This is a genomic window from Leucobacter sp. gxy201 (genome assembly GCF_051043335.1).
In the GTDB taxonomy this organism is placed as follows: domain Bacteria; phylum Actinomycetota; class Actinomycetes; order Actinomycetales; family Microbacteriaceae; genus Leucobacter.
The window spans coordinates 24,822-51,109 of the sequence record NZ_JAMXWS010000004.1 but is presented as its reverse complement, the minus strand read 5'-3'; the positions used below and the strand labels follow the sequence as shown (position 1 = coordinate 51,109).

At 69.1% G+C, this 26,288-nt stretch carries 26 protein-coding genes; 13 read left to right on the top strand and 13 right to left on the bottom strand.

The window, feature by feature from the left end:
* Positions 1-3 precede the first annotated feature (3 nt).
* On the bottom strand, positions 4-3,576 hold the full coding sequence (locus NHL51_RS07515; protein ID WP_434142837.1) for a proline dehydrogenase family protein: 3,573 nt from the start codon (positions 3,574-3,576) through the stop codon (positions 4-6).
* 170 nt (positions 3,577-3,746) lie between these two features.
* On the opposite strand from NHL51_RS07515, the gene NHL51_RS07510 reads away from it, so the two are divergent.
* From NHL51_RS07510 to NHL51_RS07500, 3 genes are all read left to right on the top strand, one after another.
* Positions 3,747-4,658, top strand: coding sequence for a LysR family transcriptional regulator (locus NHL51_RS07510; protein WP_434142836.1), 912 nt, complete (start codon positions 3,747-3,749; stop codon positions 4,656-4,658).
* A gap of 46 nt (positions 4,659-4,704) precedes the next feature.
* A complete protein-coding gene (locus tag NHL51_RS07505; protein WP_434142835.1) occupies positions 4,705-6,510 on the top strand; it encodes a glycoside hydrolase family 15 protein in 1,806 nt (601 codons plus the stop codon).
* 90 nt (positions 6,511-6,600) lie between these two features.
* The gene (locus NHL51_RS07500) at positions 6,601-7,068 is read left to right on the top strand and encodes a phage tail protein (protein ID WP_434142834.1); all 468 of its coding nucleotides are present in this window, start codon (positions 6,601-6,603) and stop codon (positions 7,066-7,068) included.
* A gap of 29 nt (positions 7,069-7,097) precedes the next feature.
* Here NHL51_RS07500 and NHL51_RS07495 read toward each other — a convergent pair whose 3' ends face one another.
* Positions 7,098-8,132: a hypothetical protein gene (locus tag NHL51_RS07495; RefSeq protein WP_434142833.1), complete on the bottom strand. Its 1,035-nt coding sequence runs from the start codon at positions 8,130-8,132 to the stop codon at positions 7,098-7,100.
* Between the two features lie 186 nt (positions 8,133-8,318).
* Here NHL51_RS07495 and NHL51_RS07490 point away from each other — a divergent pair, with 186 nt between their 5' ends.
* Both NHL51_RS07490 and NHL51_RS07485 read left to right on the top strand, forming a co-directional pair.
* The gene (locus NHL51_RS07490; protein WP_434142832.1) at positions 8,319-9,338 is read left to right on the top strand and encodes a restriction endonuclease; all 1,020 of its coding nucleotides are present in this window, start codon (positions 8,319-8,321) and stop codon (positions 9,336-9,338) included.
* 740 nt (positions 9,339-10,078) lie between these two features.
* A complete protein-coding gene (locus tag NHL51_RS07485; RefSeq protein ID WP_434142831.1) occupies positions 10,079-10,351 on the top strand; it encodes a hypothetical protein in 273 nt (90 codons plus the stop codon).
* 229 nt (positions 10,352-10,580) lie between these two features.
* On the opposite strand, the gene NHL51_RS07480 is transcribed toward NHL51_RS07485, so the two are convergent.
* From NHL51_RS07480 to NHL51_RS07450, 7 genes are all read right to left on the bottom strand, one after another.
* Positions 10,581-10,850 (bottom strand): hypothetical protein, encoded by a 270-nt coding sequence (locus tag NHL51_RS07480; RefSeq protein ID WP_434143198.1) that lies wholly within the window; start codon positions 10,848-10,850, stop codon positions 10,581-10,583.
* A gap of 5 nt (positions 10,851-10,855) precedes the next feature.
* Entirely contained in the window at positions 10,856-11,089 is a 234-nt protein-coding gene (locus tag NHL51_RS07475; protein ID WP_434142830.1) for a hypothetical protein, read from the bottom strand.
* A 103-nt stretch (positions 11,090-11,192) separates the two neighbouring features.
* Complete coding sequence (locus tag NHL51_RS07470) at positions 11,193-12,635, bottom strand: hypothetical protein (protein ID WP_434142829.1); 1,443 nt, start codon at positions 12,633-12,635, stop codon at positions 11,193-11,195.
* Positions 12,636-12,645: 10 nt separating this feature from the next.
* Entirely contained in the window at positions 12,646-14,391 is a 1,746-nt protein-coding gene (locus NHL51_RS07465) for a tetratricopeptide repeat protein (RefSeq protein ID WP_434142828.1), read from the bottom strand.
* Positions 14,388-15,491, bottom strand: coding sequence for a hypothetical protein (locus tag NHL51_RS07460; RefSeq protein WP_434142827.1), 1,104 nt, complete (start codon positions 15,489-15,491; stop codon positions 14,388-14,390). The genes NHL51_RS07465 and NHL51_RS07460 overlap by 4 nt, the downstream gene beginning before the upstream one ends.
* Positions 15,488-16,768 carry a hypothetical protein gene (locus tag NHL51_RS07455; protein ID WP_434142826.1) on the bottom strand — a complete coding sequence of 427 codons (1,281 nt, stop codon included), beginning with the start codon at positions 16,766-16,768 and terminating at the stop codon, positions 15,488-15,490. The genes NHL51_RS07460 and NHL51_RS07455 overlap by 4 nt, the downstream gene beginning before the upstream one ends.
* Positions 16,769-16,968: 200 nt before the next feature.
* Positions 16,969-17,526 carry a lipoprotein LpqH gene (locus NHL51_RS07450; protein WP_434142824.1) on the bottom strand — a complete coding sequence of 186 codons (558 nt, stop codon included), beginning with the start codon at positions 17,524-17,526 and terminating at the stop codon, positions 16,969-16,971.
* Positions 17,527-17,865: 339 nt separating this feature from the next.
* Between NHL51_RS07450 and NHL51_RS07445 the strand changes: the two genes are divergently transcribed.
* From NHL51_RS07445 to NHL51_RS07410, 8 genes are all read left to right on the top strand, one after another.
* Positions 17,866-18,840 (top strand): hypothetical protein, encoded by a 975-nt coding sequence (locus NHL51_RS07445; protein ID WP_434142823.1) that lies wholly within the window; start codon positions 17,866-17,868, stop codon positions 18,838-18,840.
* Positions 18,840-19,454 carry a hypothetical protein gene (locus tag NHL51_RS07440; protein WP_434142822.1) on the top strand — a complete coding sequence of 205 codons (615 nt, stop codon included), beginning with the start codon at positions 18,840-18,842 and terminating at the stop codon, positions 19,452-19,454. The genes NHL51_RS07445 and NHL51_RS07440 overlap by 1 nt, the downstream gene beginning before the upstream one ends.
* Positions 19,451-19,918, top strand: a complete 468-nt coding sequence (locus NHL51_RS07435; RefSeq protein WP_434142821.1) for a hypothetical protein — start codon at positions 19,451-19,453, stop codon at positions 19,916-19,918. Before NHL51_RS07440 ends, NHL51_RS07435 begins: the two co-directional genes overlap by 4 nt.
* Positions 19,915-20,040, top strand: a complete 126-nt coding sequence (locus NHL51_RS07430) for a hypothetical protein (RefSeq protein WP_434142820.1) — start codon at positions 19,915-19,917, stop codon at positions 20,038-20,040. The genes NHL51_RS07435 and NHL51_RS07430 overlap by 4 nt, the downstream gene beginning before the upstream one ends.
* On the top strand, positions 20,037-20,714 hold the full coding sequence (locus NHL51_RS07425; RefSeq protein ID WP_434142818.1) for a hypothetical protein: 678 nt from the start codon (positions 20,037-20,039) through the stop codon (positions 20,712-20,714). Before NHL51_RS07430 ends, NHL51_RS07425 begins: the two co-directional genes overlap by 4 nt.
* A gap of 125 nt (positions 20,715-20,839) precedes the next feature.
* A complete protein-coding gene (locus tag NHL51_RS07420) occupies positions 20,840-22,327 on the top strand; it encodes a hypothetical protein (RefSeq protein ID WP_434142817.1) in 1,488 nt (495 codons plus the stop codon).
* 162 nt (positions 22,328-22,489) lie between these two features.
* The gene (locus NHL51_RS07415) at positions 22,490-22,999 is read left to right on the top strand and encodes a hypothetical protein (protein WP_434142816.1); all 510 of its coding nucleotides are present in this window, start codon (positions 22,490-22,492) and stop codon (positions 22,997-22,999) included.
* The gene (locus tag NHL51_RS07410) at positions 22,996-23,838 is read left to right on the top strand and encodes a hypothetical protein (RefSeq protein ID WP_434142815.1); all 843 of its coding nucleotides are present in this window, start codon (positions 22,996-22,998) and stop codon (positions 23,836-23,838) included. Before NHL51_RS07415 ends, NHL51_RS07410 begins: the two co-directional genes overlap by 4 nt.
* Positions 23,839-23,907: 69 nt before the next feature.
* Here the strand turns inward: NHL51_RS07410 and NHL51_RS07405 are convergent, their stop codons facing one another.
* The 4 genes from NHL51_RS07405 to NHL51_RS07390 form a co-directional block, all read right to left on the bottom strand.
* Positions 23,908-24,699, bottom strand: a complete 792-nt coding sequence (locus tag NHL51_RS07405) for a hypothetical protein (protein WP_434142814.1) — start codon at positions 24,697-24,699, stop codon at positions 23,908-23,910.
* A 419-nt stretch (positions 24,700-25,118) separates the two neighbouring features.
* A complete protein-coding gene (locus tag NHL51_RS07400) occupies positions 25,119-25,400 on the bottom strand; it encodes an ArsR/SmtB family transcription factor (protein WP_434142813.1) in 282 nt (93 codons plus the stop codon).
* Positions 25,387-25,962 (bottom strand): NADPH-dependent FMN reductase, encoded by a 576-nt coding sequence (locus tag NHL51_RS07395; RefSeq protein WP_434142812.1) that lies wholly within the window; start codon positions 25,960-25,962, stop codon positions 25,387-25,389. Before NHL51_RS07395 ends, NHL51_RS07400 begins: the two co-directional genes overlap by 14 nt.
* Positions 25,963-26,011: 49 nt before the next feature.
* A complete protein-coding gene (locus NHL51_RS07390) occupies positions 26,012-26,284 on the bottom strand; it encodes a hypothetical protein (RefSeq protein ID WP_434142811.1) in 273 nt (90 codons plus the stop codon).
* Positions 26,285-26,288 lie beyond the last annotated feature (4 nt).

The following is a 26,288-nucleotide window of genomic DNA, read 5'->3' as shown; positions in this document are numbered from 1 at the left end:
GGGCTACAGCAGCCCGTCCGAAAGCGTGTTCGGCGTACCGAAGCGGTGCGCCGTGATCGAGACCGCCTGTTCATGGAGGTGCGGCAGCATTTCGACGCGGCCGGCCGATACGACCTCGCCGCCGTACACCGCCACGTCGGGCTTGCCGCCGGCAGCGGCGTGCACGCCCGCCACGACCGAAGCCCGCGAGTCGCCCGCGACGATGCGTACCCGCGCTCCGGCGTGCGGGCCCTGCCGCGCCGCGAGCGAGGCGACGCGCGCCGCCCACGCGGCATCGTCGTCGAAGTGCACCTCGACCGCGGCGAGCCTCAGCGCATCGATGATCGGCTGCGGCAGCGCGACCGGCGTGCTGAGCTCGGGGGTCGCCCCGGCGGCGATGCCGGCCGCGACCGCCCGCACGACCTGCACGGCCGTCGCATCGGCCGCTGCGCGGATCACGACCGGCACCGGCAGGTAGCGCAGCAGGTTGCGCTCGACGCCGAGCTGCGAGGCGTCGCGGGCCGCCCCGAACTCCTCGGCCCAGGCGGTCGCGTCCGAACCGAGGGCCGCACGCAGCCACTCGAGCTCTTCGCCCGTGATCCCCGTGCGCTGGGCGGCGGCGAAGAGCGGGGCGGCGGCCGGGCGGGGGGCACGGGGCTCGGCGGCGACCGGGGCATCGACCCAGTCGCCGAGCCCATGCAGGTAGTTCGGCCCGCCGGCCTTCGTGCCCGCACCGATCGCCGACTTCTTCCAGCCGCCGAACGACTGGCGGCGCACGATCGCGCCCGTGATGCCGCGGTTGACATACAGGTTGCCGGCCTCGATGCGGCCCGCCCACCGCGCGAGCTCGTCGCGGTCGAGCGAGTGCAGGCCGCTCGTGAGGCCGTAGTCGATCTCGTTGACCATGTCGATCGCCTCGTCGAGGGTGCCGGCGGTCATCAGGCCGAGAATGGGGCCGAAGTACTCGGTGAGGTGGTACTCCGAGCCGCGCCGCACCCCATCGCGCACGCCCGGGCTCCACAGCTTGTTGCCGCCGCGCCGGTCGGCCGCGAGCGGGCTGCCGCTCTCGATCGGGCGCGGTTCGACGAGCCAGGTCTCGCCCTCGCCGAGAGTCGTGAGGCCGCGCAGCAGCTTGCCGTCGGGCGCGGTGATGATGGGGCCCATCTGGGTCTCGAGGTGCTCGGGGGTGCCGACCTCCAGGGATCGCACGGCATCGAGCAGCTGCCCGCGGAAGCGCTTCGATGTCGCGACCGACCCGACCATGATGACGAGGGACGCCGCCGAGCACTTCTGGCCGGCATGGCCGAAGGCCGACTGCACGACGTCTTTCGCCGCGAGGTCGAGGTCGGCGTTCGGAGTGACGATGATGGCGTTCTTGCCGCTCGTCTCGGCGAGGATCGGCAGGTCGCGCCGCAGTTCGCGGAACGCCACCGCGGTCTCGTAGGCGCCGGTGAGGATGAGCCGGTCGACGCGCGGGTCGGCGACGAGCTGCGAACCGAGTGCACGATCCTCGAACTGCACGAGCTGCAGCACGTCGCGCGGCACGCCCGCCTCCCACAGCGCTTCGACCATGACCGCGCCCGAACGCGCCGAGTTGGTGGCGGGCTTGATGACGACGGAGGAGCCCGCGGCGAGCGCGGCGAGCGCACCCCCCGCAGGGATCGCGACCGGGAAGTTCCACGGCGGGATGACGGCGGTGAGCTTCTGCGGCCGGTAGGCGGCGCCGTCCACGCGATCGAGCTGCTGGCCGAGCATCGCGTAGTAGTTGGCGAAGTCGATGGCCTCCGACACCTCGGGGTCGCCCTGGTCGAGCGTCTTGCCGCACTCCGAGCCCATGACTTCGAGCAGGGCGCCGCGGCGATTCTCGAGCTGCTCGCCTGCGCGGTACAGGATGCGGGCGCGCTCGTCGGCGCCGAGCGCCTGCCACGCGGCGGCGGCGGCGATGCCTCGGGCGATGATCGCGTCGAGGTCGTCTGCGGAGTCGACCTGCGCTGCGGCGACGAGGTCGACTCCGAGCCGCGAGCCGACCATGCGGCCCGCGATGGCCCGCCCCCAGGCGCGGTTGCCGGCGAGATCGGGGTCGCTGTCGGGGGTGTTCGCGAACCCGCCTGCGCGCCCGGCAGCGACGCTTGCTTCGATGCGCGCTTCGGCGCCCGCGTCGTCGTACGCGGCGCGATCCTGATCTCGGTTGGCGGGCGGCACCGCGTAGTCCGCTGGGTCGCCGCCCGCGGTGATCGCCCCGAGCGCGTCGAGCGAGGCGAGGAAGCGCTGCTGCTCGCGCGCGAAGAGGGCCGCGTCGTCGCTGAGCTCGAACACGGCCGACATGAAGTTCTCGTGGCTCGCGCCTTCTTCGAGACGGCGGATGAGGTAGGCGATCGCGACGTCGAACTCCTCGGGATGCACCACGGGCACGTAGAGCAGCAGTGAGCCGACCTCGCGCCGTACGGCCTCGGCCTGCCCGGTCGCCATGCCGAGGAGCATCTCGAACTCGATCGCCGGCCGGCCCGCAGTGCCCGGGCCGGCGACCCCGCGCGCCTGCGCGAGCAGCCAGGCGAGGGCGACGTCGAAGAGGTTGTGGCCGGCGATGCCGACCCGTACGTTCCGCACGTGCTCGGGGGTGAGGGCGTAATCGAGTACGGCCTTGTAGCTCGTGTCCGACTCCTGCTTGCTGCCCCAGGTGGCTGCCGGCCAACCGTGAACGGCGGCGTCGACGAGCTCCATGGGCAGGTTGGCGCCCTTCACGAGACGCACCTTGATGGGGGCGCCGCCGCGGGCGACACGGGCGGCCGACCACTCCTGCAGGTGCATCATCGCGGCGAGCGCATCGGGCAGGTACGCCTGCAGCACGATGCCGGCTTCGAGCTGCAGGAAATCGGGGCGGTCGAGGATGCGGGTGAACACCTCGAGAGTGAGGTCGAGATCCTTGTACTCCTCCATGTCGAGGTTGATGAACTTCTGCGGCGAGGCCGCGGCGGCGCGTTCGAAGAGCGGCAGCAGGCGCTGCTCGATGCCCCGGGCCGCCTCGTCGAAGGCCCAGTGGTTGTGCGGGGCGACGGTCGATGAGACCTTGATCGAGACGTAGTCGACATCGGGGCGGGCGAGCAGTCGATGGGTCCCGGCGATACGCCGCTCCGCCTCCTCTTGTCCGAGGATGGCTTCGCCGAGCAGGTTGATGTTGAGGCGGGCACCGCTGCGCTTGATCTTCGCGATGGCGGGGCCGAGCTTCGCGTCGCTCGCATCGATGATGAGGTGGCCCACCATTTCGCGCAGCACCCTGCGGGCGATGGGCACGACGACGCCGGGCATGAGCTTCGCGGTCGCACCGCCGAGGCCGATCGCCGCGCGCATGGGGGCGGGGAGGAACTCCGGGGTGAGCGGTACGAGCTGCCCCAGCTTCTTCGCGGCGACGCCGAGGTCTTCGGGGCGCACGACCCCGTCGACGAAGCCGACCGTGAAGTCGAGGCCGTTCGGGTCGCGCAGAACGCCCGCGAGTCGCTCCGCAGAGGCATCGGCAGGGATCTCCGCGGCCTCGGCGAGCCAGCGCCGCACCAGGGCGATGGCGTCGTCGGCGAGATCCTGGGGGCGAGCAGTCGTCATTGAGGTGCCTTTCGAGTGCCGGTGCTCCCGGGTTCCGGGGCCTGCGAAGGAGCCCTGCGCCGGGGAACGTGCTGTGCCACCAGGCTGCAACGACCGATCAGTGAAGTAAAGCGATTGTTTCTGATGGGTAATGTGAAGCTGAACTGCATGAATGAGGGGAGACGCGAGTCATGATGGAGATGAAGCGGCTTCGGCTGCTGTGGGAGCTGCACGCGCGCGGCACCGTCGCGCGGGTCGCCGAGGCGCTGAGCTACACGCCGTCGGCGGTGTCGCAGCAGCTGAAAATTCTCGAGCAGGAGGCGGGCGTACCCCTCTTGCGCCGCACGGGGCGCACCCTCGAGCTGACCCCCGCGGGCGAGGCGCTCGCCGCAGAGGCGGAGGGTCTGCTCGCCGGGCTCGAGCGCGCCGAGGCGCGCGTGCTCGAGCTGCGCTCGGAGGTCACCGGCGCGCTGCGCATCGCCGCCTTCCAGTCGGCCATGCTCGCGATCGTGCCGGGCGCCCTGCGCCGGCTGCGCGAACGGCACCCCGGCCTCCGGGTCGAGGCAGTGCAGTACGAGCCGGGCGCGGCGCTCTACGAGACCCGGGCGCGCAGCTTCGACCTCGTCATCGCGGAGCACTACCCCGATCATTCGACCCCGCACTTCGCGGGCCTCGACCGCGTGCAGCTCGTCCACGACCGGATCCGCCTCGGACTGCCGCCCCTCGGCGCCGGCCACGCCGCATTCGACGCCGTCACCCGCGTGAGCGACCTCGCCGAACTGCCCTGGGTCATGGAGCCGCAGGGGGCGGCGACGCGCCACTGGGCCGAGCAGGCCTGCCGGCAGGCGGGGTTCGAGCCCGACGTGCGCTACGAGTCGGCCGACCTCCAGGTGCATCTGCGCCTCATCGAATCGGGCAATGCCGCGGCCCTGCTTCCCGACCTCGTGCACGCCGGCGCCGCCTCCCGCCCCCGCTCGATCGAGCTGCCGGGCGACCCGCGGCGCACCGTCTTCACGGCTGCCCGCGCAGCATCGGGGCGCAATCCCGCGCTCGTCGCGGTGCGCGAGGCGCTCGCCGAGGAGGCCGCGACGCTCGCGCTGTAATCGCGCAGCCTCCGGGCGGATAATGAGATCACGGACGGGAGGCGATGTGAGCGAACCGATAGAGGATTATGCACTGATCGGCGACTGCCGCTCGGCCGCCCTCGTCTCGCGCGACGGCAGCGTCGACTGGCTGTGCGTGCCCCGCTTCGACTCGCCGTCCGTATTCGCAGCGCTCCTCGGCGACGACGGCCACGGGCACTGGAGCCTGCAGCCGACCGACCCGAATGCCACCGCGACCCGGCGCTACGAAGACGGTACGTTCACCCTCGTCACCCGCTGGGAGACGGCCACCGGTGTCGCCGAGGTGCGCGACCTGATGCCCATGGACCATCGGCACCGCGACCTCGCCCGCCGCTCGGACCTGCTGCGTCGCATCACCGGCGTGACCGGCACGGTCGAGTTCGCGCAGCAGCTCAGGATGCGCTTCGACTACGCCCGCGTGATCCCCTGGGTGCGCCAGGTCGGCACCGACGAATCGCCGGCGCTGCTCGCGACGGCGGGCCCCGATTCGCTGATCTTCCGCGGCGCCCGGCTCACGGCGTCCGACCACCGTCATGCCGGTCGGGTCGCGGTGGCGGGCGGCGAGCGCGTCGACCTCTCGATGACCTGGTTCCCCTCCCACTTCGCCCCGCCCGCGGCCCTCGACTGCGATGAAGCGATCGAGCGCACCGACGCCTGGTGGCGGCGCTGGGCCGACCGCATCACGGCCGACGGCCTCCACTCCGAAGCCGTGAAGCGATCCCTGCTGGTGCTGCGCGCGCTGACCGACTACGACACCGGCGGGATCGTCGCGGCTGCTACCACCTCGCTGCCCGAGGAGTTCGGCGGCCCGCGCAACTGGGATTATCGCTACGTCTGGCTGCGCGATGCGGCTCTCACCCTCGAGACCCTCATCCGCTACGACTTCCTCGACATCGCCCAGCACTGGCGCGAATGGCTGCTGCGCGCGATCGCCGGCGACCCCGCCCAGCTGCAGATCATGTACGGCATCGCGGGCGAACGGAATCTCGCCGAGTGGACCCTCGAGAGCCTGCCCGGCTACGAGAACTCGACACCGGTACGCATCGGCAACGGTGCATACCGCCAGTACCAGGCCGACGTGATCGGCGAGACCCTCACCGCGCTCAGCCGCGCCCGCGACGCCGGCCTTACGGAGACCGGCTATTCGTGGTCGCTGCAGCGCTCCCTCGTCGGCTACCTGATCGACAATCTCGATCGGCCCGATCAGGGCATCTGGGAGATGCGCGGCACGCCCCGCAAGTTCACGCACTCCCGCATCATGATGTGGGCGGGCCTCGACTGCGCCATCCGCGGCGTGCAGCAGCACGGCTTCGACGGGCCGCTCGCCGAGTGGGAGCGCACCCGCGATCGGCTCAGGGCCGAGATCGAGAGCGAGGGCGTCCACCCCGACGGCTACTTCACCCAGTCCTACGGCTCCGATGAGGTCGACGCGTCGCTGCTGCTGATCCCGAACACCGGCTTCTGCCGCGCCGACGACCCGCGCATGCTCGCCACCGTCGCACGCATCGAGCAGTCGCTCATGCACGAGGGCCTGCTGCACCGCTATCGCGAGACCGAGGACGGCGACGGGCTCGGAACGACGGAGAACCCGTTCATCGCCTGCTCGTTCTGGCTCGTCGACCAGTACGCGCTTTCGGGCCGGATGGATGACGCCCGCGCCCTCGCCGAACGGCTCTGCGCCCTGCAGAACGATGTCGGCCTGATCTCGGAGCAGGTCGAGGCTTCGAGCGGCCGGCACGCCGGCAACACCCCGCAGGCGCTCTCGCACATCGCCCTGGTGAACGCCGTGATGTCGCTCGCGGCGGTGAGCGCTGCGGATGCGGCCGGATGACTGCCCGAGATCGGTCAGGAATCGAGAAGTCGCGGCACGGGCGAGCGCATACGCTTCAGGCATACGCATTCACGAGAAGAGGACCGAATCATGACCGATGTGAGCTACACCGACATCTCCCCGGAGGGGCTGGAGACCTCGCCGGTCGCCCCGGCCTTGGCGGGACTGCGCGCGAACGAGGCGCGCTACTTCGCGAACAAGTACCGGTCGGACTACGTCACCGCTGCCCCTGCCGAGCGGGCCGACGTGGTGGCGTGGGTCGAGCGGATCCTGCGCGAGGAGCGCGGCATCGAGCTCGCCTCCCCCATCCTCGAGGTGTTCGTCTACGAGGACGACGAGCTGTTCTGGCCCACCCTGTACTTCCAGGACGGTCTGGGCGTGAACGTGCTGTGGACCAAGGCCGAGGGCGGCAAGCGCGCGGTCGGGTTCAAGCTCAGCGACGGGATGAACCCGCCCGAAGAGCTCGCGGCCTTCAAGTGGGCGCGTCAGCGCTCGAAGCTGGCCGGAGAGATCCGCGGCACCTTCTTCGTCGTGAAGGGCGATCACCCGCTGCCCTGAGGCCGTCCACGGCCTCGCGCACGTGCGCCTCAGGCGCGGATCAGCAGCATCCCGCTCTGACCGCTGAAGATGCGCTCCTGGTCGGGGATGTCCGCGGTGCCCATGAGCACCTCCGTAGGGATCGCCACCCCCGCCGGATAGTAGGTGCCGAAGGGCGCACCCTCCATGTCGAGCACAATCGTGCCGTCGGCCTCCGGCTCGGAGACGTAGGTGAACGGCCAGGTCTCGCCCCGGTCTTCGATCGTGAAGTTCGGCAGCGCCACGCTCACGCACCCGTATCCGTTCTCGCTCTGCGGAGCCTCGCACCAGCTTCCGTTCACAACCGCCGCGCCCGTTTCGACGGGCTGCGGTGCGGTGCGACCGGCGAGCAGCCAGGCGCGCTCGACCTTCCGCGTCTCCACGTCCTGCTCGCCATCGACGCCGACGGTGACGCTCCACTGGTCTCCGCTCGTATCGATGACGGGTGCCGAGTCGTCGTCGGGCACGACGATCTCCTCGAACGCGTCACCGCCGTCGATGACGGTGTACGCGACCAGGTAGCCCTCCGGCGGCATGAACGCCCCGCCATTCACCGAGGCGAACACGGACCCGTCCTCGAGCTCGAGCCACAACGGCATCGGATCCTCCGCCGCCGCGGTCTCGGCCGGGGCCGGCCCGCTCAGCGGGATCAGCCGGAGCGCCTGCTCCTCAGGCAGCGCCTCGTCGAGGCAGGCGATCTGGGTGCTGCGCTCCGTGAGCCAGCAGGCGGAGGTCGCGTCGGCGCTCGATCCGCAGGAGACCGTGTTCTCACCGGCGCCGTGCTCGGAGGGGCCGCAGTACTCGGCGGAGACCGACCCGCCGCCGGCGAGCGCGGACTCGTCGAGCGACCACCCTGCGGCGAGCTCGCCCTCGTCGGTGAACGGGGCGAGCTCGATGACCTCCGTGGACGGCGCTTCGGGTGCGGCTGTCGGCGTCGGCTCCTCGGCATCATCACCGCATGCCGTGAGTGCCAGGCCGAGGGTCAGCAGCGCCGAGACCGCGAGGGCGGCTCGGATCTTCGGGCGGGCGGCGGGAATGATGCGCATCTCTTTCGGGGCCTTCCGGTCGGGTCGTTTCGCGGGCGTCCTTCTCACCGTAGACCGGACGCACCGGTCGGCCCGCACAACTGCGCGGCGGGTCCCCCAAGCCCACGGAGCGATTACTTCCGGCCGCCTCAACTTTCCTCGTCTTACCTCATAGACTCAGAAAACCGCTTCTCTCGAAAGGCCAGCATGAACGTCTGGGGCATCCACAATGACACGTTGACCACCGAACTCATTGACGATGCGTTCGTCAGTCTCGGCTGGGATAATGTCGGCGACCTTCGCCATATCCCTCACGGCCGCAACGGAATCAAGCAGGTGCTCGCAGAGCAGGAGCCGAACGCGAAGCAGCGCTCGATTGCGAACCAGGCCGGCGTACTCTTCCGGTTTCGTGACGAGATACGCGTCGGCGACACCGTGATCGCCCCCTATAAACCCGACTCAACCATCAACATCGGTGTGATCACTGGAGCGTACGAGTATGTCGCCGATGCCCCAACGCACCGTCACCGCCATGCGGTCGAATGGAAGAAAGTCGGCATCCCGCGAACCGTCTTCTCGCAGAGCGCTCTGTACGAGATCGGCTCGGCCATCACCGTGTTCCGCGTGCGTAGCCACTACAAGGAGTTCCTTGCGGCGCTCACATCGGATGACGCATCCATAGATGCCGTAACGATTGCCGTTGACCAAGTAGCTGTGCGCGAGAGTGACGATGCAGTCAGCGACGAGCCACGCGCATCGCGCATCGATCGGCACACCCGCGACTTCGTACTTGAGACGCTCCATAAGAACATCACCCACCGTGAGTTCGAGGAGTTCACGGCAGCACTGCTTCGCGCGCTCGGCTATCAGGCACGCGTCACCCAGTACTCCCAGGACGGGGGCGTCGACGTTGTTGCACACCGAGACCCGCTCGGGGTAGAACCACCGCAGATTAAGGTGCAATGCAAACACCTCACCGGCACCGTCGGCTCTCCTGATGTCCACCGACTCGTCGGCACTCAAGGCCCCGGAGAACATTCGCTATTCGTAACTCTGGGAACCTACAGCAAAGACGCAAGAATGATCGAACAGCAGCGCCCCGGCCTGCGCCTCCTCAGTGGTGAAGACGTCGTGAGCCTCGTGATCGAGAACTACGCAAAGCTACCTGAGCGGTGGCGGAACGAGATCCCCCTGACGAGCGTGCTTGTCGTGGCGGACGAGGCTTAGTCTTCACAAGAAATTCGAGGATCTGCCCCCCTGACACGCACCGCTTGAACGCTGCATAGTAGGCATTATTAGCTTTTCACCTGACCGAGTCGGCAGCGATGGAGCCGCAAATGGCACCTGTGGATAACTATTTTGACAGCAACGCTTCGAAGTTATCCACAGTTTCATACCGGGATGAATCACAGCTGTGTAATTATCGAACATACTTTCGAGCCTGGTCGGAGCATAAATCACGTTGCGATGCGATTGGAGCTCCCCGCATAGGAGTGCCGGTTTGTCCACAACACACTTCTGACCTGGAATTATTCAACTGCGTAAATGTCTGCGATGTCGGCTACCGTTGTGCATGCAGCAAGAAGCCCCGACCTACCTGGTCAGGTTTCTGACTGCTGTAGGACGGGGCCGGTTGTCTTGGCGGACATATCGACTCTAGAGGCCATATGCCTCTTTTGCGAGCGCTATGCACGCAACGGCCTACTTTCGAAACAGGAAGGATGATCATCATGGCGAAAGCTAGAGGACCTGGAAAGCCGTCGAAGAAGGCACTGAGCACGGCAGGGAAGACTTTGCAGTCGCCCAAGTCGAGCAAGTCTGCAAAATCGAAGACTGGCTCAACCCTAGGAAAGGGATAGCGTCCGTGGGGCTGCCGGGATCCGCGGCAGCCCCACATTTCCCCGCCTGCATTCGTCACGGTCATGCTTCCTATCGACTCCGGCAAGCCGGAGAAGGAGCAAATTACAATGAAGATTCAGTGGAACGATCGAGAGCTCAAGCGCCTCTTGGAGAATGAATTCCAGTTGGTGGTAAACGATATGGCCGCAGGGTATACACGAGACCTGAAGAATCTCGCAGATCGCTACAAGGGCCGACCGGTTGAAGAGATTAAGCCCGCGCTGCGTCGCATCTTCCAGCAGCACGATGGTGACCTGACAGACCCGGAGCTGAGCGAGTACGCAGCCCAGATTCATGCGGGCGACGAGATCGTTCTCACGGCCAACAAGGTGCGAATCTAACCGCCTGCAACGGTGGGTGTCCTGCCCCCGGGACACCCACCGTCAGGCTTTGGCAGGCCAAGCTGGCGCTCTGCGCCGAGCTGAACCTCGACGAGATACTTCAGCGCAGATCAAGGCCAAAGACGACACCGCCGTCGACCCTCACCCACAGAGAAGCAGCACCAGGTCCTGCGAGCACCCCGGGCAGAACGACGAGTCAAGCAGCACAAAATCACCCATCCGTGGTCAGTCACGCACTGGCGTAGCGCTGGCGTGCGGCCTCACCGCTGGTACCGATCGCTTCGCCCACCTCGCGCCAGGAGAGTCGCTGTTCGCGGGCGATGCGCACCGCTTCAGCGAGTTCTCGTTCAGCGGCGTCTCGCCGCCAGGCAGCGAGCTTGACCGCCATCACCGGGGGCAACGGAGCGTCTGCGTCGCCGGGCTTCGGGTCGTAGTTCTCGAACGCATCCGCAAACTCGTCGGCACGTGCCTTGATGTCTTCGATAGAGCGTGGAGCCATGATGTTCACCTCAAGTATTTGGGTCGGGCCGGACGCATCGCGTGTGCGATCGCGATCACACCGTGCCATTCGATGACCCCGACTTCGACCAGAGTGCCGGTCTCGTCGGGGCCGATGAACATAGTCATCGCATCGTCTTGCACGAAGTGCCGGACTGGGTAGCGGAGCGCATGGAGCATCGCCGCATCCGCAACACCGTGCCGATGGGCACTGTCAAGGATGAGCGGGGCTGATTCCATGTCACAAGTTTACTTGCCGCAAGATAACTTGCCAAGACTGGAGCGATACTTCCCTCCGAGCCACCAGACAGTGCCCCGATCCAGTCCCATCTCCGCCGATCGATCACCCGGTATCGTTCTGCGCGCACGGGATGCTCAGGGAAGGGCGCTCCGGCGACCACGCCGTCATGAAGGCGCCCCACACGATCGGCGAATACCGGGGGTCTCCCGTCTCGCTCCAGCGCTCCCGCTGCCGGCGCTGCCACGCGGCGAGCGCGACGACGGGATCCGGTGCGTCGTGCGCCGCGTCGACCGCGAGCACGGCATCGGCGAGCACTCCCGCGGCACGGTCGCCGAGCCCGAACCGAGCGAGGCCCGCGTCGGTCGGCAGCGTCCAGCGAGTCGCCGTCACGTACTCCGCCCCGCGGTGAGCGAACGCTGCGACGAGTCCGGTGGGCTCGGCGAAGCGCAGGTCGCCTCCGGAGTCGCACGCGACGAGCGCGACGCGGTTCGGCGCGTGGAGGGGTTCGAGGCCCGGGGCGCCCACCGCGATATCGGCCGCGCTGTACGGCCGGTGCGCACCGAGCAGGTCGGCCCGGCCCGGGGTCTCCGCATCGTCGGCGAGGTGCAGACGGGCGTCGAGCGCGTGCGTCGATCCGGTCACGTGACCGACGTACAGCAGCCGCGACGCGGTCGATCCGCCGTTCTCCACCGCACCGGCGTCGCCGAGCAGCCGCGCGAGTTCGAGCCGGTCGAGATCGGTGCGGCGGAAGGCCTCGGGCGGGTGCGCGGGGCGGGGCCGCAGGCGTGCGCCGAGCTCGCCGACCCGATCGGAGAGCGGCGACCCATCCGCGACGGGGCCGAGCACGCTCCCGAGATCGCTGCTACTCGCGTAGCCCGGCACCGCCGGGTCGAGCACCCCGACGACCGGGCCATCCGGGGTCCAGGGCGAGACCGTGCGCTCGGGATCGTTGCGGATCGACGCCGGCAGCAGCATGGCGACGTCCATCATGTCGAGAGCGCGCTCGTGCCCGTCGGCGCCGAGCAGTTCCCAAGGCACCTGCGCGGTCGACGGCGACGCCTGCACCCGCAGCACAGGTCGCAGCCCGAGCGCTTCGAGCCGGTTGAGCTCGAGGCCGAGCACGACGGGCAGGAGCGCTCCGGTGAGCTCATGCGCCAGCTCCAGCTCACGCACGGGGTCGAGCAGTTCGCCCGACCCGATGGCCCGCTCGAGCGCCTGCGCCCCGGTCTCTCCCGGAAGCGGCGTCGGGAGCGCGCGTGCGAGGCGGCCGAGCGCCGCATCGACGTCGGCGCGCTCGAACACCGTCAGCCGCGGTTCGTCCGCCTGGTGATCCCACACCCAGCTCGCGTAGAGGAGTTCGGCGTCGACGTACCGCAGGCGCACGACGGGACGGCCGACTGCGCCTCCCGCCCCGGATACCGGGCCGGAGGGCGAGAGATGCGCGTCCAGGCCCGCGAGCACCTCGCTCCCATCGCTGCGGACACCCGGGGGCTGCGCAGTGATCCACCGCTTGTCACGCCAGTTCTTGAGCACGATCCGTTTCACGCAGCACCTCTCACCACGAGGCCACCGCGATGTCGGAGTACACGCGAACGCCGTACTCGGCCTCGGCGACGGCCGCCCAGCGCATCAGCACCGGGCCGCCGCCCGGTGCTGCGATCACCCGCGGTGGAGCAGCGAAACGCACCCCATCGGCCGTGCCGCCGAAGAATGCGCGATGCCCGGCGGCGAGCGGCAGCTCCGACGGCGGATCCTCACCGCTCGCATCGGGCTCGGCGGGCGCGAAGGCGAGCAGCTCCCCGATGAGGTCGGGGCTCGGCGATTCGGGTTCCCTCGCCGTCGCGGGCGGTGAGTCGGCCGATCGCAGCGTCGCTGTCGCGGACTCGTGCTCCACGAGCTCGCCCAGCAGCTGCGCATCGTGCAGGGTCATCGCGAGGCGGAAGGCGAGCTCGCGAGCGGGAGCCGCGACCTGCGCGACCCAGCGCTCGCGGGTGGCGCCCTGCACGAACCCCTCGCGGAGCGCCTCGGTCGCGAGCAGCACCGGCACCGCGAGATCCCGCGCCTGCTCCAGTCGGGCGACCCGGGAACGCAGCAGCGGCGATTCCCCCGCCCACTCCGCATGCATCTCCGCGCGGCGCAGATCGACCCGGCAGCGCTCGTGCACGGTACGGGTCAGCTCGCGCGCGATCGCGTACCGCTCCTCGGCGCGTCCGTACCGGCCGCGCATCGATTCGGCGTCGCCGATGAACTGGTGCACCTCGCGCAGCTGCTCGGCCGCCCCGGCCCGGTCGAGCCGCTCGGCCAGGCGCTGCAGCTCGGCCACAGCCTTGCCGACGCGCCCCTCCTTCAGCAGTACGGCGGCGACGCCGGTGCGCGCCGCGGCCGCCTGCATGGGCAGGTCGGCGTCGAGCGCGAGCCGTTCGGCCTCCGTGAACCGCTCGCGCGCCTCTGCGAAGCGCCCGGCGCCGAACGCCGCGCGTGCCAGGTTCGCGACAGCGAGCTGACGCGACGCCGCGTCACCGGCGGGCGCCCCCGATTGCAGCTCGGAGGAGAGCCGCAGATACTCCTCCGCGCGCGCAGGATCGCCCGTACGCTGCGCGATGACCCCGAGGTTCGTATACGCATGGCCGGCCAGCGCCGGGTCAGCAGCCATCGCGGCGGCGATCGCGCGATTCGCCTCCGCTTCGGCCTCCTCGAAGCGGCCGGTCATGATGAACAGCGTCGAACGGATATTGTGCACCTGGAATCGCAGGACGCCGAGGTTCTGGGCGACGACCTCGTCAGAGGCCAGGCCCCCGGCCGGGCCCAGCTCGTCGAGCAGGGCCTCGGCCTGCGACGTCGACGCGAACGCCTCATCCATGCGGCCGAGCTGGGAGAGCGTGCCCGCGCGCGATACGTAGACGTTCGCGATCACCGTACGCGTGCCGTAGTCGTCTGCGGCGAGAGCGACGCACGCCTCGGCCGCGGACAGCGCGCAGTCGTAGCTGCGCAGTGCGCCCCTCTGATCGCTCTGCCATTCCTCGGCACCCGCGAGGTTCGCGAATGCCCGGGCGCGCAGGTCGAGCCGCTGCGCCTCGTCGTCGGTCGCCTCGCGCCGCCCAGCACCATCCCCCTGTTCGACGCCCTCGGTCGCCGCGATCGCGTCGCGCAGCAGCCGCATGCCCCGCGACACCATTCCGTCGTTCAGCGCCATCGCCCCGTTGTTCACGAGCTCCCGCACCGGCAGCCAGCGCTCCGAGACCCGTTTGACGCCGCGCACGGCTCCCGGCACCGCATCCCACGGCTCCGCAGCATCGCTCATGCGGTCTCCCCCGGGCTCGGCGATCCGGCGAAAGCGGCCGCGCGCTCAGCGACGGAAGCCGTGCCCTCATCGGAACGGAGAGGGGCACGACGCAGGCGCGCCTCTGCGAATGCGATGAGCTCGAGCGCCGCGGCGACGAACGCGTCGGCCCCCGGGTCATCGCCGCCCCCTGCTACCGCCTTCCGGTATCGCGCATCGCCGACTCGCACCCCTCGCTGCGACGGCGGCAGCAGCATCGCCGCGACCGGCAGCGGGGCCTCGGCCGCGTACACGTCGCCGATCAGGCGCATCGGGGCCGCGACGCCGAGCGCCGCTTCGCCGTAGACCGCCCTCAGGTCCGCGTGCGCACGGGGCTCGACGATCGGGAACACGACCCGGGGCGCTGCCGCCGCACTCACCCGCAGCCGCATCGCACCGCCGGCCTCGGTGATCTCCCACTCCGCCTCGGCTTCCGCGTCGAGCACGCCGCTCGGCAGACCGTCCCACGGGATCGGCGACCGGCCTTCGACGACCGGCGACCCGGTCCCGCCCTGCCCTGCCCCCGGCCCCGCACGGCTCGACCCTGCGGCGAGCGCCCAGCCCTCCGGTTCGGGCGGTGCCTGCACAGCCTCCGGCTCCTCGACGAGGTCGGCCCCGGTGAAGCCGGTCGGGTCGAGTTCCACTCCCCAGTCTTCCGCTAGGCCTGCCAATTGCGCGAGGAGTGCTCGGGCCGCGGGGGCGAGCGCCTCATGCCGCACGAGAGCCCGCAGACCGGCGGCCGCACGCGCCGCGACCGCGTCATCCAGCGCCCGTTCGACGGCATCCTCATCGTCGAGCAAGTGCGACACTGCCGCCGTCGCCACGGCGATCTCGCCGCGCAGCAGCGCTTTCGAGAGCGGTGCGATGCGCCGGCCGGCGGGCCACCAGGCCTCGGCCCAGGCGAGCCACGCGAGCCGACGCAGGGCCCGCAGCTCTCCATCGGAGCAGTCGGGGCCGCCCGAAGGTCCGACCGCGGGCGCGGGATCGGGGGCGTCGACCGCCAGCGCATCCCAGCTGAAGACACCGCGCGTCGTCTCCACGACCGCGGTGCGGTAGGGAGACAGGCCTGCGACAGAAGTCATGCCGCTCCCCCGAGGTCGCGCTCGATGGCACGCTTGAGGCGGTGCCGATGGTCGAGCACGACCGAGCGCAGCACTCCGTCGAACGTGCCCTCGAGTTCTTCGGCCGCGACCGGCTGCTCACGGAGCTCCCGGCCGTGCAGTCGCACCCAGAGCCGTCGCACGTAGGCTCCGCGGATGTCGGCGACATCGGCGACCGTGCCGGGGGCGACTGAGCCGGGCAACCGCCTCGCACGCCGCACGTAGGCCTCCCGCCGCCATCGCGCGCTGAGCCTCGCGTGCGTGCGGGTCGGCACCGGTACCGTACCGGTCAGCGCACCGGAGGCATCATCGGCGCCGTCGAGCAGGGCGCTGCTCGCCTCGGCGCCGAGCGCCATCGTGACTCTGCTGCGCTCGTCCGCGAGCTGCCAGGCAGCGGCGGCGCGGTGCACCTCGTCGATGCAGAGCCGGGGCAGGTCGTCGGCGGAGGAGACGCCGACGAGCGAGGGCAGGGCTGCGAAGAGACGCTCCGCGATCGAGCGGTCGAACGGCTTCGGCATGCCGCGCTTCGACGCGTTCGTGCCGATGCACGGCATCTCGAGAACCTCCCGGTCGGTCAGCCCGATCTCCGCTGCGGCACCCGGTGCGAAGAGCCCCGCCCCGCGCGCCGACCCCGCGTCCGATGCGACGAGCGCGTCGAAGTCCTGGGACGACCCGTCGAGGGCCGCGCGCAGCCGTTCCGGGGCCGGCTGCGGGGCGGTCGCGCGAGAACGGGATCGTGCCGCCACGGCCCACGCCTCCTCGAGCTCGGCGACGAGGCTTCCCGAGCGTGCGGGATCCCGTGCGAAGGCCAGCAGTCGCCCGCTCGTGAGCTCGTCGTCGGTCGGGGCCGACTCGTGCACGATCTCCTCCGCGATCGCGGCCCGCACCGCCGGGTCCAGCACCGCGGGGTCGCCGTGCGTGCGTGCCGATTCGAAGCAGCGCTGGAAGTAGAGGTCTTGAGGGTTCCCGACGGTGACGCGTACCCGACGACGTGCCGCTTTGACTTCGCGGTACCAGGCCGCGGTGGCGATGAGGTCGGATCGCGCGTCGCCGATCCGTGCCCGGAGTTCGGCCGCGGCGTCGGTGCTCAGCGACCCCGTGGCCAGCCGGGGGTGCTGCTGCGGGCGGATCACCAGCGGATCGAGGATGAGCTTGACAGTGCGGGCGAGCGGGCGACCCGAAGCGTTCGCGAGCACGGCGACCTCCGGGCCGAGCTCGGCCCACGCCTCGCCGAGCGCCTGCGCCCGCGACACGTTCACCGGTCGTGCTCCGGCTGGGTCGCACCCGATCTCGCGCACGGCTACTACCCCCTGTTCCCGGCGCCTGTCACCATTGCAGACTAACCGATCGCCGGGCGCCGCCGCGAGGAATCATGCGCGCGTCCGCGTCCGCGTGAGCATGCGGTCGCCCGCACGATGCGGAGGCGAGGGGAACGTCCCCAGGCCTCCGCACCCGGGAGTCAGGGGCAGGTGATCCGCATCTCGAACGGCTTCTCGGCGGGCGCAGCGGGGTTCGCGGCGTCGACCGCCATCATGCTGCCGGTGATCGTGTAGGTGCTGCCCTGCTTGGTCGCCGATGCCTCACCGGGAGCACCTTCGGCCCACCCCATCACGGTGCCGTCCACCGAGCCGAGCGCGACGCTCGTCACCTGGGGAGCATCGCCGCCCGACAGCACGGCGCCGATGCCCTCGGTACCGCCGGCCGCGCCGACGGCGATCGTCAGCATGCCGTCGGCCTCATGGCACACCGTCGTCGGGTCGGCGATGTCGACCGCCTTGCCGTCGACCGTCACACTCGTCTCCGCCGTGCCCGCCGAAGTCGAACCGGCGTCGGCAGCGCCCTGATCCTGCTCCGAAGCCCCCGACGGCTCCGTGCCCGATGATTCGGGCGTCTTCGCCGGGGCGTCGGAGCCGCTGCAGCCCACGAGGAGCAGGCCGAGGCTCGCGCCGAGCGCCAGACCTGCGAGTGCACGGGAAGCACCGATGCGAATGGGAGTGGCAGTGGTCGATCCGAACATGATGCACCTCTTGTTTCTCGTTCTGTCCAGCCGCTCCTGCGGCAGCCGGTGCTCACGAAGCTAGGCGGCGCTCGGCCCTTCCCGATCACAGATCGGGGGCCTTACGAACTGAGATCTGCCAGCCCAGGTAGCAGGATCGACCGGCCGGTGACGGCTCGCGGATCGTCGACCGATGGCCGGCCGTTCCTGTGATCGGGAGCACGCCGCATGCGACACTGTTGCAGACGAGAGGGGCGTCACCGGTGCTCGTCGACGGAACGGCACCCGCCGCTCCCGAACACCACGCGAAGCAGTGCCGACCAGGCGCTCGGCGCTCCCGAGAACGACGGGAGGGCGATCATGGACATGAACTCGAACGACATGCACTGGGTCGGCTGGGTCGTCATCGGGGGCTTCGTGGCCTGGGGGGTCATCCGTTTCATCTGGGTGATGCGGCACGGCGGATTCCGCACGGCGGAGGACTCAGCGAGTCCTCCGCCCGTCGATGGGCCGAGGTATCCCGGGCTGTGGGCCGGTGTCGTCGCGAGCCGCGTCCGTGGGGTCGCGCGCCCCGTGGACGTTCCCCGCCCGGAGTCCGTCGACGAGGTCGCCGTGTGGGCGGGCAGCGAGGACTCCCGTCGTGTCGAGCTCATCACTGCTCCGGTGTTCTGGGTGGTGCTGCCGCTCGCCGCGTTCGGTCTCCTGATCCAGCAGACGATCACCGACCCCACCGGCTCGCACGTCAGCATCTCCATCAACGGCCAGAGCGTGGACAGCTGGCCGACGTGGATGATCTGGCTCTTCTGGGTCGGGGCGAGCGTCTGGCTGCTCGTGGCAGTCGGGGTGCTGCTGCTGCGCTTCAGCGTCTGGAAAGAGCTGAGCGCGGAGAACGCATGGATCTTCGAGCACGGCGTCCCGCACTCGATCCACCGCACCTCGGTGGATTACGACGACGGCGAGACCAGCGGCTGGGCGACCTACATCGCGCTCGACCACCGGCTCGACTACCGGCGGGCGGCCTGGATCCACGAGGCGTTCGAGCAGTGGCTGCGCGCGGTGGGGCTGCCGAAGTCGGGCTCGGGGCCGGTCTCGTCGGAGGCGCTGTTCGGGGAGCAGGCGACAGGCGGGTACTTCTTCCTCCACCTGCCGATCTCGGCGATGGCCGGATCGGCCGTCGAGAACCAGTGGATCATCGTCACCGAGCCCCGCGGCAGCGCTTCCGGGAACGACGAGAGCACCGGTGAGGATGAAGTGATCGTCACCCCCGTGCCGGTGCCGAGGAAACTGCGGAAGATCAGGGCGAAACTGCGCCGGAGAGCCGCGAGGGCCGCATGATGGGCCCGTTCACGAGCGTGAACCTGCAGAGCCTGCTCTCGAGCGACGACGAGACCCGGGGGTGGCTCGCCATGGCTCGTACGCCCGAGACGCGGGCGCGCATCCGGCGATGGGCGACGATCGAGACCCTCGGCATGTTGATTCTGCTGGTCGGTGGGGCGCTGTGCTGCCTGGCCGTGGTCGCCACGATCGTGGTCGGTATCTGGTCGGTCGCAGGTAATGTCGACCGGCCGCATCTGTACTGGTGGATCTGGGGTGTCGCACTCGGAGTGCTCACGTGCGGGCTGGCAGCGCTTCTGGTCGCCACCCGGCAGCGGCAGACGGCGTGCTTCGCCGACGGCCGGGTCGCAGTGGGCACGGTGGAGCGGGCGATCGAGCTCCCGGGAGGCGGCGACGACCATGAGTCGTGGGATCTGCGGATCAGCGCACTCCTGCCCGACGGGACGGTTCTGCGCCGCAGGGTGCACCTCGAGGGCGGCCGGCTCGACCGCTGCGTCGGCAGCCGCGTCCGGTTCCGCCACAATACGCTCGACGCCGATGCATTCGACGACGTGCTCCTCGTCGGCCGGCCGGACAAGCGAGGGCAGCGCCCCGGGCGGAAGGAGTCGTCATGACCTGGATCCACTGGGTGCTCATCGCCCTCGGCGTGCTGTTCGTGATCGGCATGACCGTGCTCATCCGGCACGCGATCCGCACCCAGGACGAACCGATCCCGCTCATCGATCGGAGCCGCGCGTACCCCGCGACGGTCGTGGGGGTATACGACACCAGCGCTTCCGAGACGGCTGACCCGAACGTGAAGGTCGAGTACGTCGTCACCGATGGCGAAACCCGGCAGCGGTACCTCGCCGACGTGATCGACGACTCCTGGCTCGACCGCTTCGCGCTCGGAAGCGTCTGGCAGATCTACCCGTACTCGCCCGATACGACGCGGGTGGTGCTCACCGAAGCGCATGACGACGTGTGGCGTTGCGGCTACAACGTCGACGGCCTCTACGGCCTCGGCGGGAACTCGGGGCCGGTCGACCGCGGGCCCGGATCCCCCTTCCCGTACCGGCCGAGGGGGTACGGATCATGAGCGACGAGTACACCGAGCACTGGGTCGCCCGGGCGAAGTTCGCGGAAGAGCAGTTCGCCGGCTGGCCCGATCGCGAGCAGAAAAGCAGAGCACGCAGCACCGGAGAGGAATCCCCAACATGAGTCTCATCGATCCGCAGTCCCGCTGGTGGAACCGGGATTCCACGCGCCGCACCCTCGCCTACGCCCTGATCGCGCTGTCGCTCGTGACAGCAGCGGTGAGCATGTTCCACGTGATGGCCGGTGAAGCCTCCCTGCTGCCCGAGTGGTGCGTGTTCTTGACGATCCTGCCGCTACCGCTGCTGCTGGGCGGGGCGTTCCTCATCGCGTTCGGCACCCCGGATGACGTGGATTCGCGGTACGTCGTGTGGCCGCTCGGGGGTCTGTTCATCGCACTCGGAGTGGGCGCCGTGGCCGGGGGCGCGGTGTCGCCCGACGGTCTGGAGTGGTGGCATCTGCAGTTCGTCGTGTTCGCCGTCGGCGGCGTGATCGCGATCATCGTGTCGATCCTGCTGCGTCGGCGTTCGCAGCGCAACGACGCCGTACGGAAGTCGGCGGCACGCTCCCGCATCGTCGCCACCGGCGTCGTCACCCGTGCTCGCAGCTACTCGATCAACTACCAGCGGGTCACGAAGGTCACGGTGAAGTTCACCGACCGGGAGGGCAACACGCGCTGGTCCAGCGACACCATCGCCGGGGAGATCACGACCGGGCAGCGGATGCGCGTGCAATACGCGCCCGATCAGCTCGGGAACAAGGCGGCCGTGATCCTCAGCCGGATGGGGAACCGGTTCTGAACCCCGGGCCACCGAGGAGGCATGATGACGGAGACACGCGAAACACCGTTGGCTCGAGCATTCCTTCGGGTGTTCGGGCTCGATTCGCCATTCCTCGGCGAGGGCTCCGAATGGAGGTTCGCATCATGAGCTCGAAACCATCGCCCGCAGCCTGGGGCATCGGCACCATCGTGGTGATCCTGATCATCGTCGTGGTCATCGCGTTCATCGGCGGCCCGGTGAAATCGTTCTTCACGGCGACCTGGTGGGTGTGGATCGTGCTCCCCTGTCTCGGCGCCTTCGCCTACCTCATGCGGGGCATGGTCATCCACCGACGCCGCATGTTGCCTCCGCTCGACCGGACACCGCGGACCGGTATCGTCGTCGAGCACCGCCTCTGGGGCGATCACTCCGACAACCGCAGCACCACAGTCGAGTACCGAACAGCCGACGGCGAATTGCAGACGGCCACGCTGGCCGACGAGATCGCGGAGCAGAGCGTCGAACTGCTTCCGGTGGGCAGCACGGTCGAGGTGTACGCCTATCGGGATCCGCAGTACGCGAGGACTGTCGTGTTTCTGACGGAGAAGCACGACGACGTGTGGCGGAAGGGCGTCAGCAGCCTCTGGGGCTGGGACAGCAACGAGGGCCGGTTCCCCGAGCCCGCCCCGGGATCTCCGTTCTTCGGCCCCGATACGGCCTACCGCTTCGCCGAATCCGATCCAGTGGCGTCCGAGGGTGATTCGAACGGGGCGACGCCCCGATACGAGCAGAAGGAGACGCGGATACTCATCGCATACACCGTGGTGCCCGTGCTGGTGGGGCTCGCCGTCATCGGAGTCGGCCGGTTCACCTGGTGGTCCACGATCACCAGCACCCAGGCGTCGAGCGGTATCGGCATCGGCGTGGATTACGACACCGACGCGGGCGACGACTCGAACCGCGAGATCATCTTCGTGCCGTACAAGCTCGACGGTCTGCCCGTCTATCAGGCCCGGACCGCGGCGATCTCGCTCACCGACGGCACGCTCCTGTGGGATAGGAAACTCGATTCGGATGTGTGGGAGCGCTACCCCGTCGCGGTGACCTCGTTTGACCGCCCAGTCGAGGGAGGCACCGACCGCACGGTCGTCGTCACCACCGAGCGAGGCGCGTTCGGCTTCGATCCGTCTTGGGGCGACCTGGACTGCGGTCCCGGCACCTCCACGGGCGACTGCAGCATCGAGTCGGGTCAAGGCACGCTCGCGAACATCGGCGAACTCGTCGGGGAGGGCACCGACCTGTACGGCGACAGCCCGAACGGCGTCGACCTCACCGAGATCGACGGGATGGTCGGCATCACCAGCGAGCGATTCGACACGGTGCTCGATCCGGCGACCGGCGAGCCCGCCGGCGACGGCTTCCGGGTCGAGTACTACGGCACGGTGCGGGTCATCGTCGACGACCGGGTGGTCGCCGAGCTCGCGGACGTGACGAGCCTGCAGCAGGTGCTCGTCGCCCCCTCGGGGAAGGTCGTGCTGCTGATGCGCGGCGAGAACCGCAAGAGCGTGCTGGTCATTGCGACGGAAGACGGCCTCAGGCGGGTCACGATCGGCGACCGCGGGCTCGTCGCCTGGCCGGCGTGGATGGGATAGCGGAAGAGCGATGGCGACCGAGACCCGCGAGCACGAGACCCTCCCCTGGCCGGGCGATCCGGCTCGGGCACCCCTGGCAGCGCGCCCGCACGCTTCCCGTATGGTGGACGACCAGCCATACGGGCCCGATCCGGGTCGACCGGGATCGATGCGAGGAGAATCATGAGCACAGACGTTCGCCGCCGCGCGTCCACCGCGCCCCTCGTGCTCGCGGCGCTCCTCGGCGTCACTGGATGCGGCGTGATCCCTGATCGGGTGACCGATTGCGACACGAGCTCGCAGCCCCTCACCTGTCAGCGCGATGAGCGCTTCGAACTCGCCGGCACGAGCATCGTCGTCGACGAGATCGACACCATCACGGAGATCGGCGGCGACCCCGCCGATCAGGCGCATGTCGAGGCTCGGGTCACGCTCGAGGGCGAGCCCGAATCGGTGCTGGAGGCACGGCTGCACGTCGTGAACCCGCTGACCGAGGAGACGCTCACCGTCGCACCGGACACGCGCCCCGTGGCGGGCGAGCAGACGCTCACTTGGGACTTCAGCGGCCGCGGGTACGCCGAACGCATCCAGACCGATGCCTTCCCGCCCGATATTCGCCTCGTCTTCAGCGACGCCGACCACGAGGTGACGGTGATCGTGATGAGCGTCGAGTACTCCTGGGAGGCCGAATGAGCACCCTTCCGACGCCCGACGACGGCTGGGCGCACCTGCTGCGTCGGGTCGTCGCCGTCTTCTCGCTGTGGGCGATCGCGGCGTTCATGTTCGCGGCGGCGGGGCTGCCCGTGATGGACCCGCAGTGCTACTCCGACTCGCCCGGCGGAGGCCGCGTCTGCCCGCTGCACCCCGACCCCGTGCTGACGCACCTCTTCGACGCCCGCTGGCCGGCGGTGCCCGAGGCCGTGACGGTGACGGTGATCCTGGGGGCGGTTTTCCTCGGCATCGGGGTCGCGCTCTTCCTCGACACCTCCGAGCCGTGGTCGGAGCGAGGCGGGGCGCCCACTGCCGCCGGCGCCATCGCGGGGCTCCTGGGCAGCGGGCTCGGCCTGCTGGTGGCGGGCCCGGGATTCATGCAGCCGCTGATCGCGCTGGGCATCACCGCCCTCGGCGTGCTGCTGCTCATGTCGGGCCTGCTCGCTCTGCGCGCATTCGCCCGGTCTCTGCATCGTCGGTACGCGCGGCACCTGCGGCGCGAGCACCTCCGACATCACGGCACCCGCACCATTGCGCAGGTCGCGGCGCTCGACTGGAGGCGAACCTGCGAGGATGGCGATGCCGTGTTCGCCGTGACCGCTGCGGTCCCCGCTTCCGCGGGAGCCCGGTCGGTGACCGACGAGCTGTGCGTGCCGCGCGAGGACGCCCCCGTGCTCGGCGGCACCGTGGTGGTGATCCACGATGGCGAGACCGGTCACTCGACAGGGATCGACGTGCTGCTCGAAGTCGACCCCGACGGGCCGCGCGACCCCGACGCCCTCGAGAAATACCCCGAGGCCCCGGAGCAGTCTCCGAGCTGAACGCACGACGAGGCAGTCGGCACCCGTTCGGCCGGGCCTCGCGCTCACGCCGTGATGACCGACGGAAGGTTACGGACCGCCGACTCGGCGCTCGTCGATCTGGCCGCACACGTCGATGAAGGGCTGCACGAGTCTGGCGAAGGGCTCCGGGTCGACGGCATCCGGCCGCAATTCGCGCAGCAGCACCGCCAGGCCGATCGTCATCAGCGGCTGCTCATCGATATCGCGCCCTCCGGGAGCGACCCGCGCGAGCTGGCTGAGGCACTCGGCTTGCGGTGTGAAGAAGTCCGAGCCGAGAAGGTGCCAGGCGGGGTTCACTGCGGTCCTGGCCTCGTCCCACGCGTTGCCGTCCGCGCGGATCAGCTCGAGCACGGCCCGTGCTTCCGGTGTGGTCATCAGGCCCATCCGGAACCGGAGCGCATCCCAGAGCGGATGGGTCGCAGACGCCGTGGGCTGCATGCGTTCGAACAGCTTTGCCGTGCTCGGCACGGGGTACCGGTGCAGCAGTGCCGCTGTGCGGAGGTCTCGCGCGTCCCGGACCTGCTGCTGCTCCGGGCCGACCAGCGGCAGGTCCGGGCCGCACGGGGGCTCGAGCAAGAGGATCCGTGCCGGAGTCGCGCGGTCGATGATTCCTGGTGCGAAGAAGCCGACCACCAGGCCGCTCGTGCTGAACGGCCGGGTCCCCGAACGGGTCGTGCCGCGGTAGGGCGCACCGCCGGGCGCATGGATCTCGACGTCGAGCGACTGGTTGTAGTCGAGCACGCGGAGTCGTACATGCTCCGGCTCGGCCAATTCCGGAACACCGACATCGCAGAAGCGCCCGTCTTCGCGTCTGCCGCCCGGTCGCCGGAGTCCGAACATCCTCATCCCCTCACGCATCCGTACCGCCCGTTCTGCGGTTTCGGCCGGTTCTCAGAGTCCATCACATCGACCCCGGATCCCGCCGCGGACACGCGATCGATCACGGGTTCACACCGCACGAACGCGAAATGGGTGAGGCCCCTGCATCTGCAGGGGCCTCACCCATTTTCTCTCGTGCGCGAGGGGGGACTTGAACTGACCTCGACCCCCTCGCGCAGCGAACCAACATCGGGCGTTCAGCCGCATAAAATCAACGATCTAAGGCATGTGACCTGTGGATAACTCCATCGCGATACCCCGACCTGCAGGCTGCTTAGCACTTTCGTTAGCACTTTTTGCTGCGTGGAAGACTTGACAGCGCCCGGCTCCAGGTCAAGACAATGTAAGGCACGGAATCTGCCTATATGCGGCGTCCTCACTTACGTCTCCTCTTCTAGCTCGGATCTTTCCATTTGCATTTTCAGCCAGCCCGCGGGCGCTCGGAGCGCTTCCCGGTTGAGGTAGTACAGGCGGCGAATGCCGTAGGGTTCGACAGTTAGGAAGCCGCTCAGGGTCAGAGTTCTCAGGTGCTGCGATATCGCGGGTCTCGAGATGCTGAACTCGTCGGCGATGTCGAGAACCGTGCGTGGCCCGGTGACGAGGAGCTCGATTATTCTTCGCCTGGTCGGGTCGGCCAGCGCTTTGAATCTACCGTCGAGCACCGTGCGAGTCGACTAACTGCACGAGCTGGTCGATGTAGCTCTGCAGGAAATCGATCGTCGGCTCGCGCACGATCTCATCCCCGCCGTTGAAGAGTTCCGGCGACTGAGAGAGGAAGACTTCCGGTTGCCCGACTGTCGGCATGTCGAAGTAGGACAGCGCGAGGCGGAGGTTCTTCTGCGAGGAGTAGCCGCCCATGCGTCCGACGGAGTGGCTGATGATCCCGACCGGTAGACCTCTCCACGCCACGTCGCCATTGGGTTTGGAACCAACATCGATGGCGTTCTTCAGACAGGCCGGGATAGTGCGGTTGTTCTCCGGCGTGAGGAAGAGGACGCCGTCGGATGCCGTGATCGTCTCGCGAAAGGCGGTGTATTCGGGAGGTACTGGCTTGTGTGCGACGTTGGGGTCGTCGTAGTCGAAGTCGTAGAGGGGGAGATCGCGGATCTCCACGATTCGTGCCTCGTAGACCTCGGGGAACATGGGCAGGACGTTCTCCGCGATCTTCCGGGCGAAGGAGCCGCGGCGCAGGCTCCCGATGATCACACTGATCTTCTTGGTCATGGGTGTTGCTCTCTTCCGTTGGTCTTTATCGTCGATGCGTCGCGACTGCTCAGGAGCCGAAGGGCGGCAGGAATGGTCGCGCTCCGAATGCCGGTGGGGTTCCGGCACGGTGCGAGGCCTCGATGAAGCGGTCGAGTTTTGCCCGGTCTGTTGCGTCTTCGGCGCGGAGGAAGATGCTGAGCATCGACAGCAACCCGCCGATCACCGCGTAACGATTCGAGCTGGTTCCGAGCAGCCTCAGCGCGGCGGGCTGGTCGCCTTCTCGGATCGCCTCGAACAGTGCGATCGTCTCAAGCCAGGCGCCCTCGTCCGGGCCTGGCATCGGC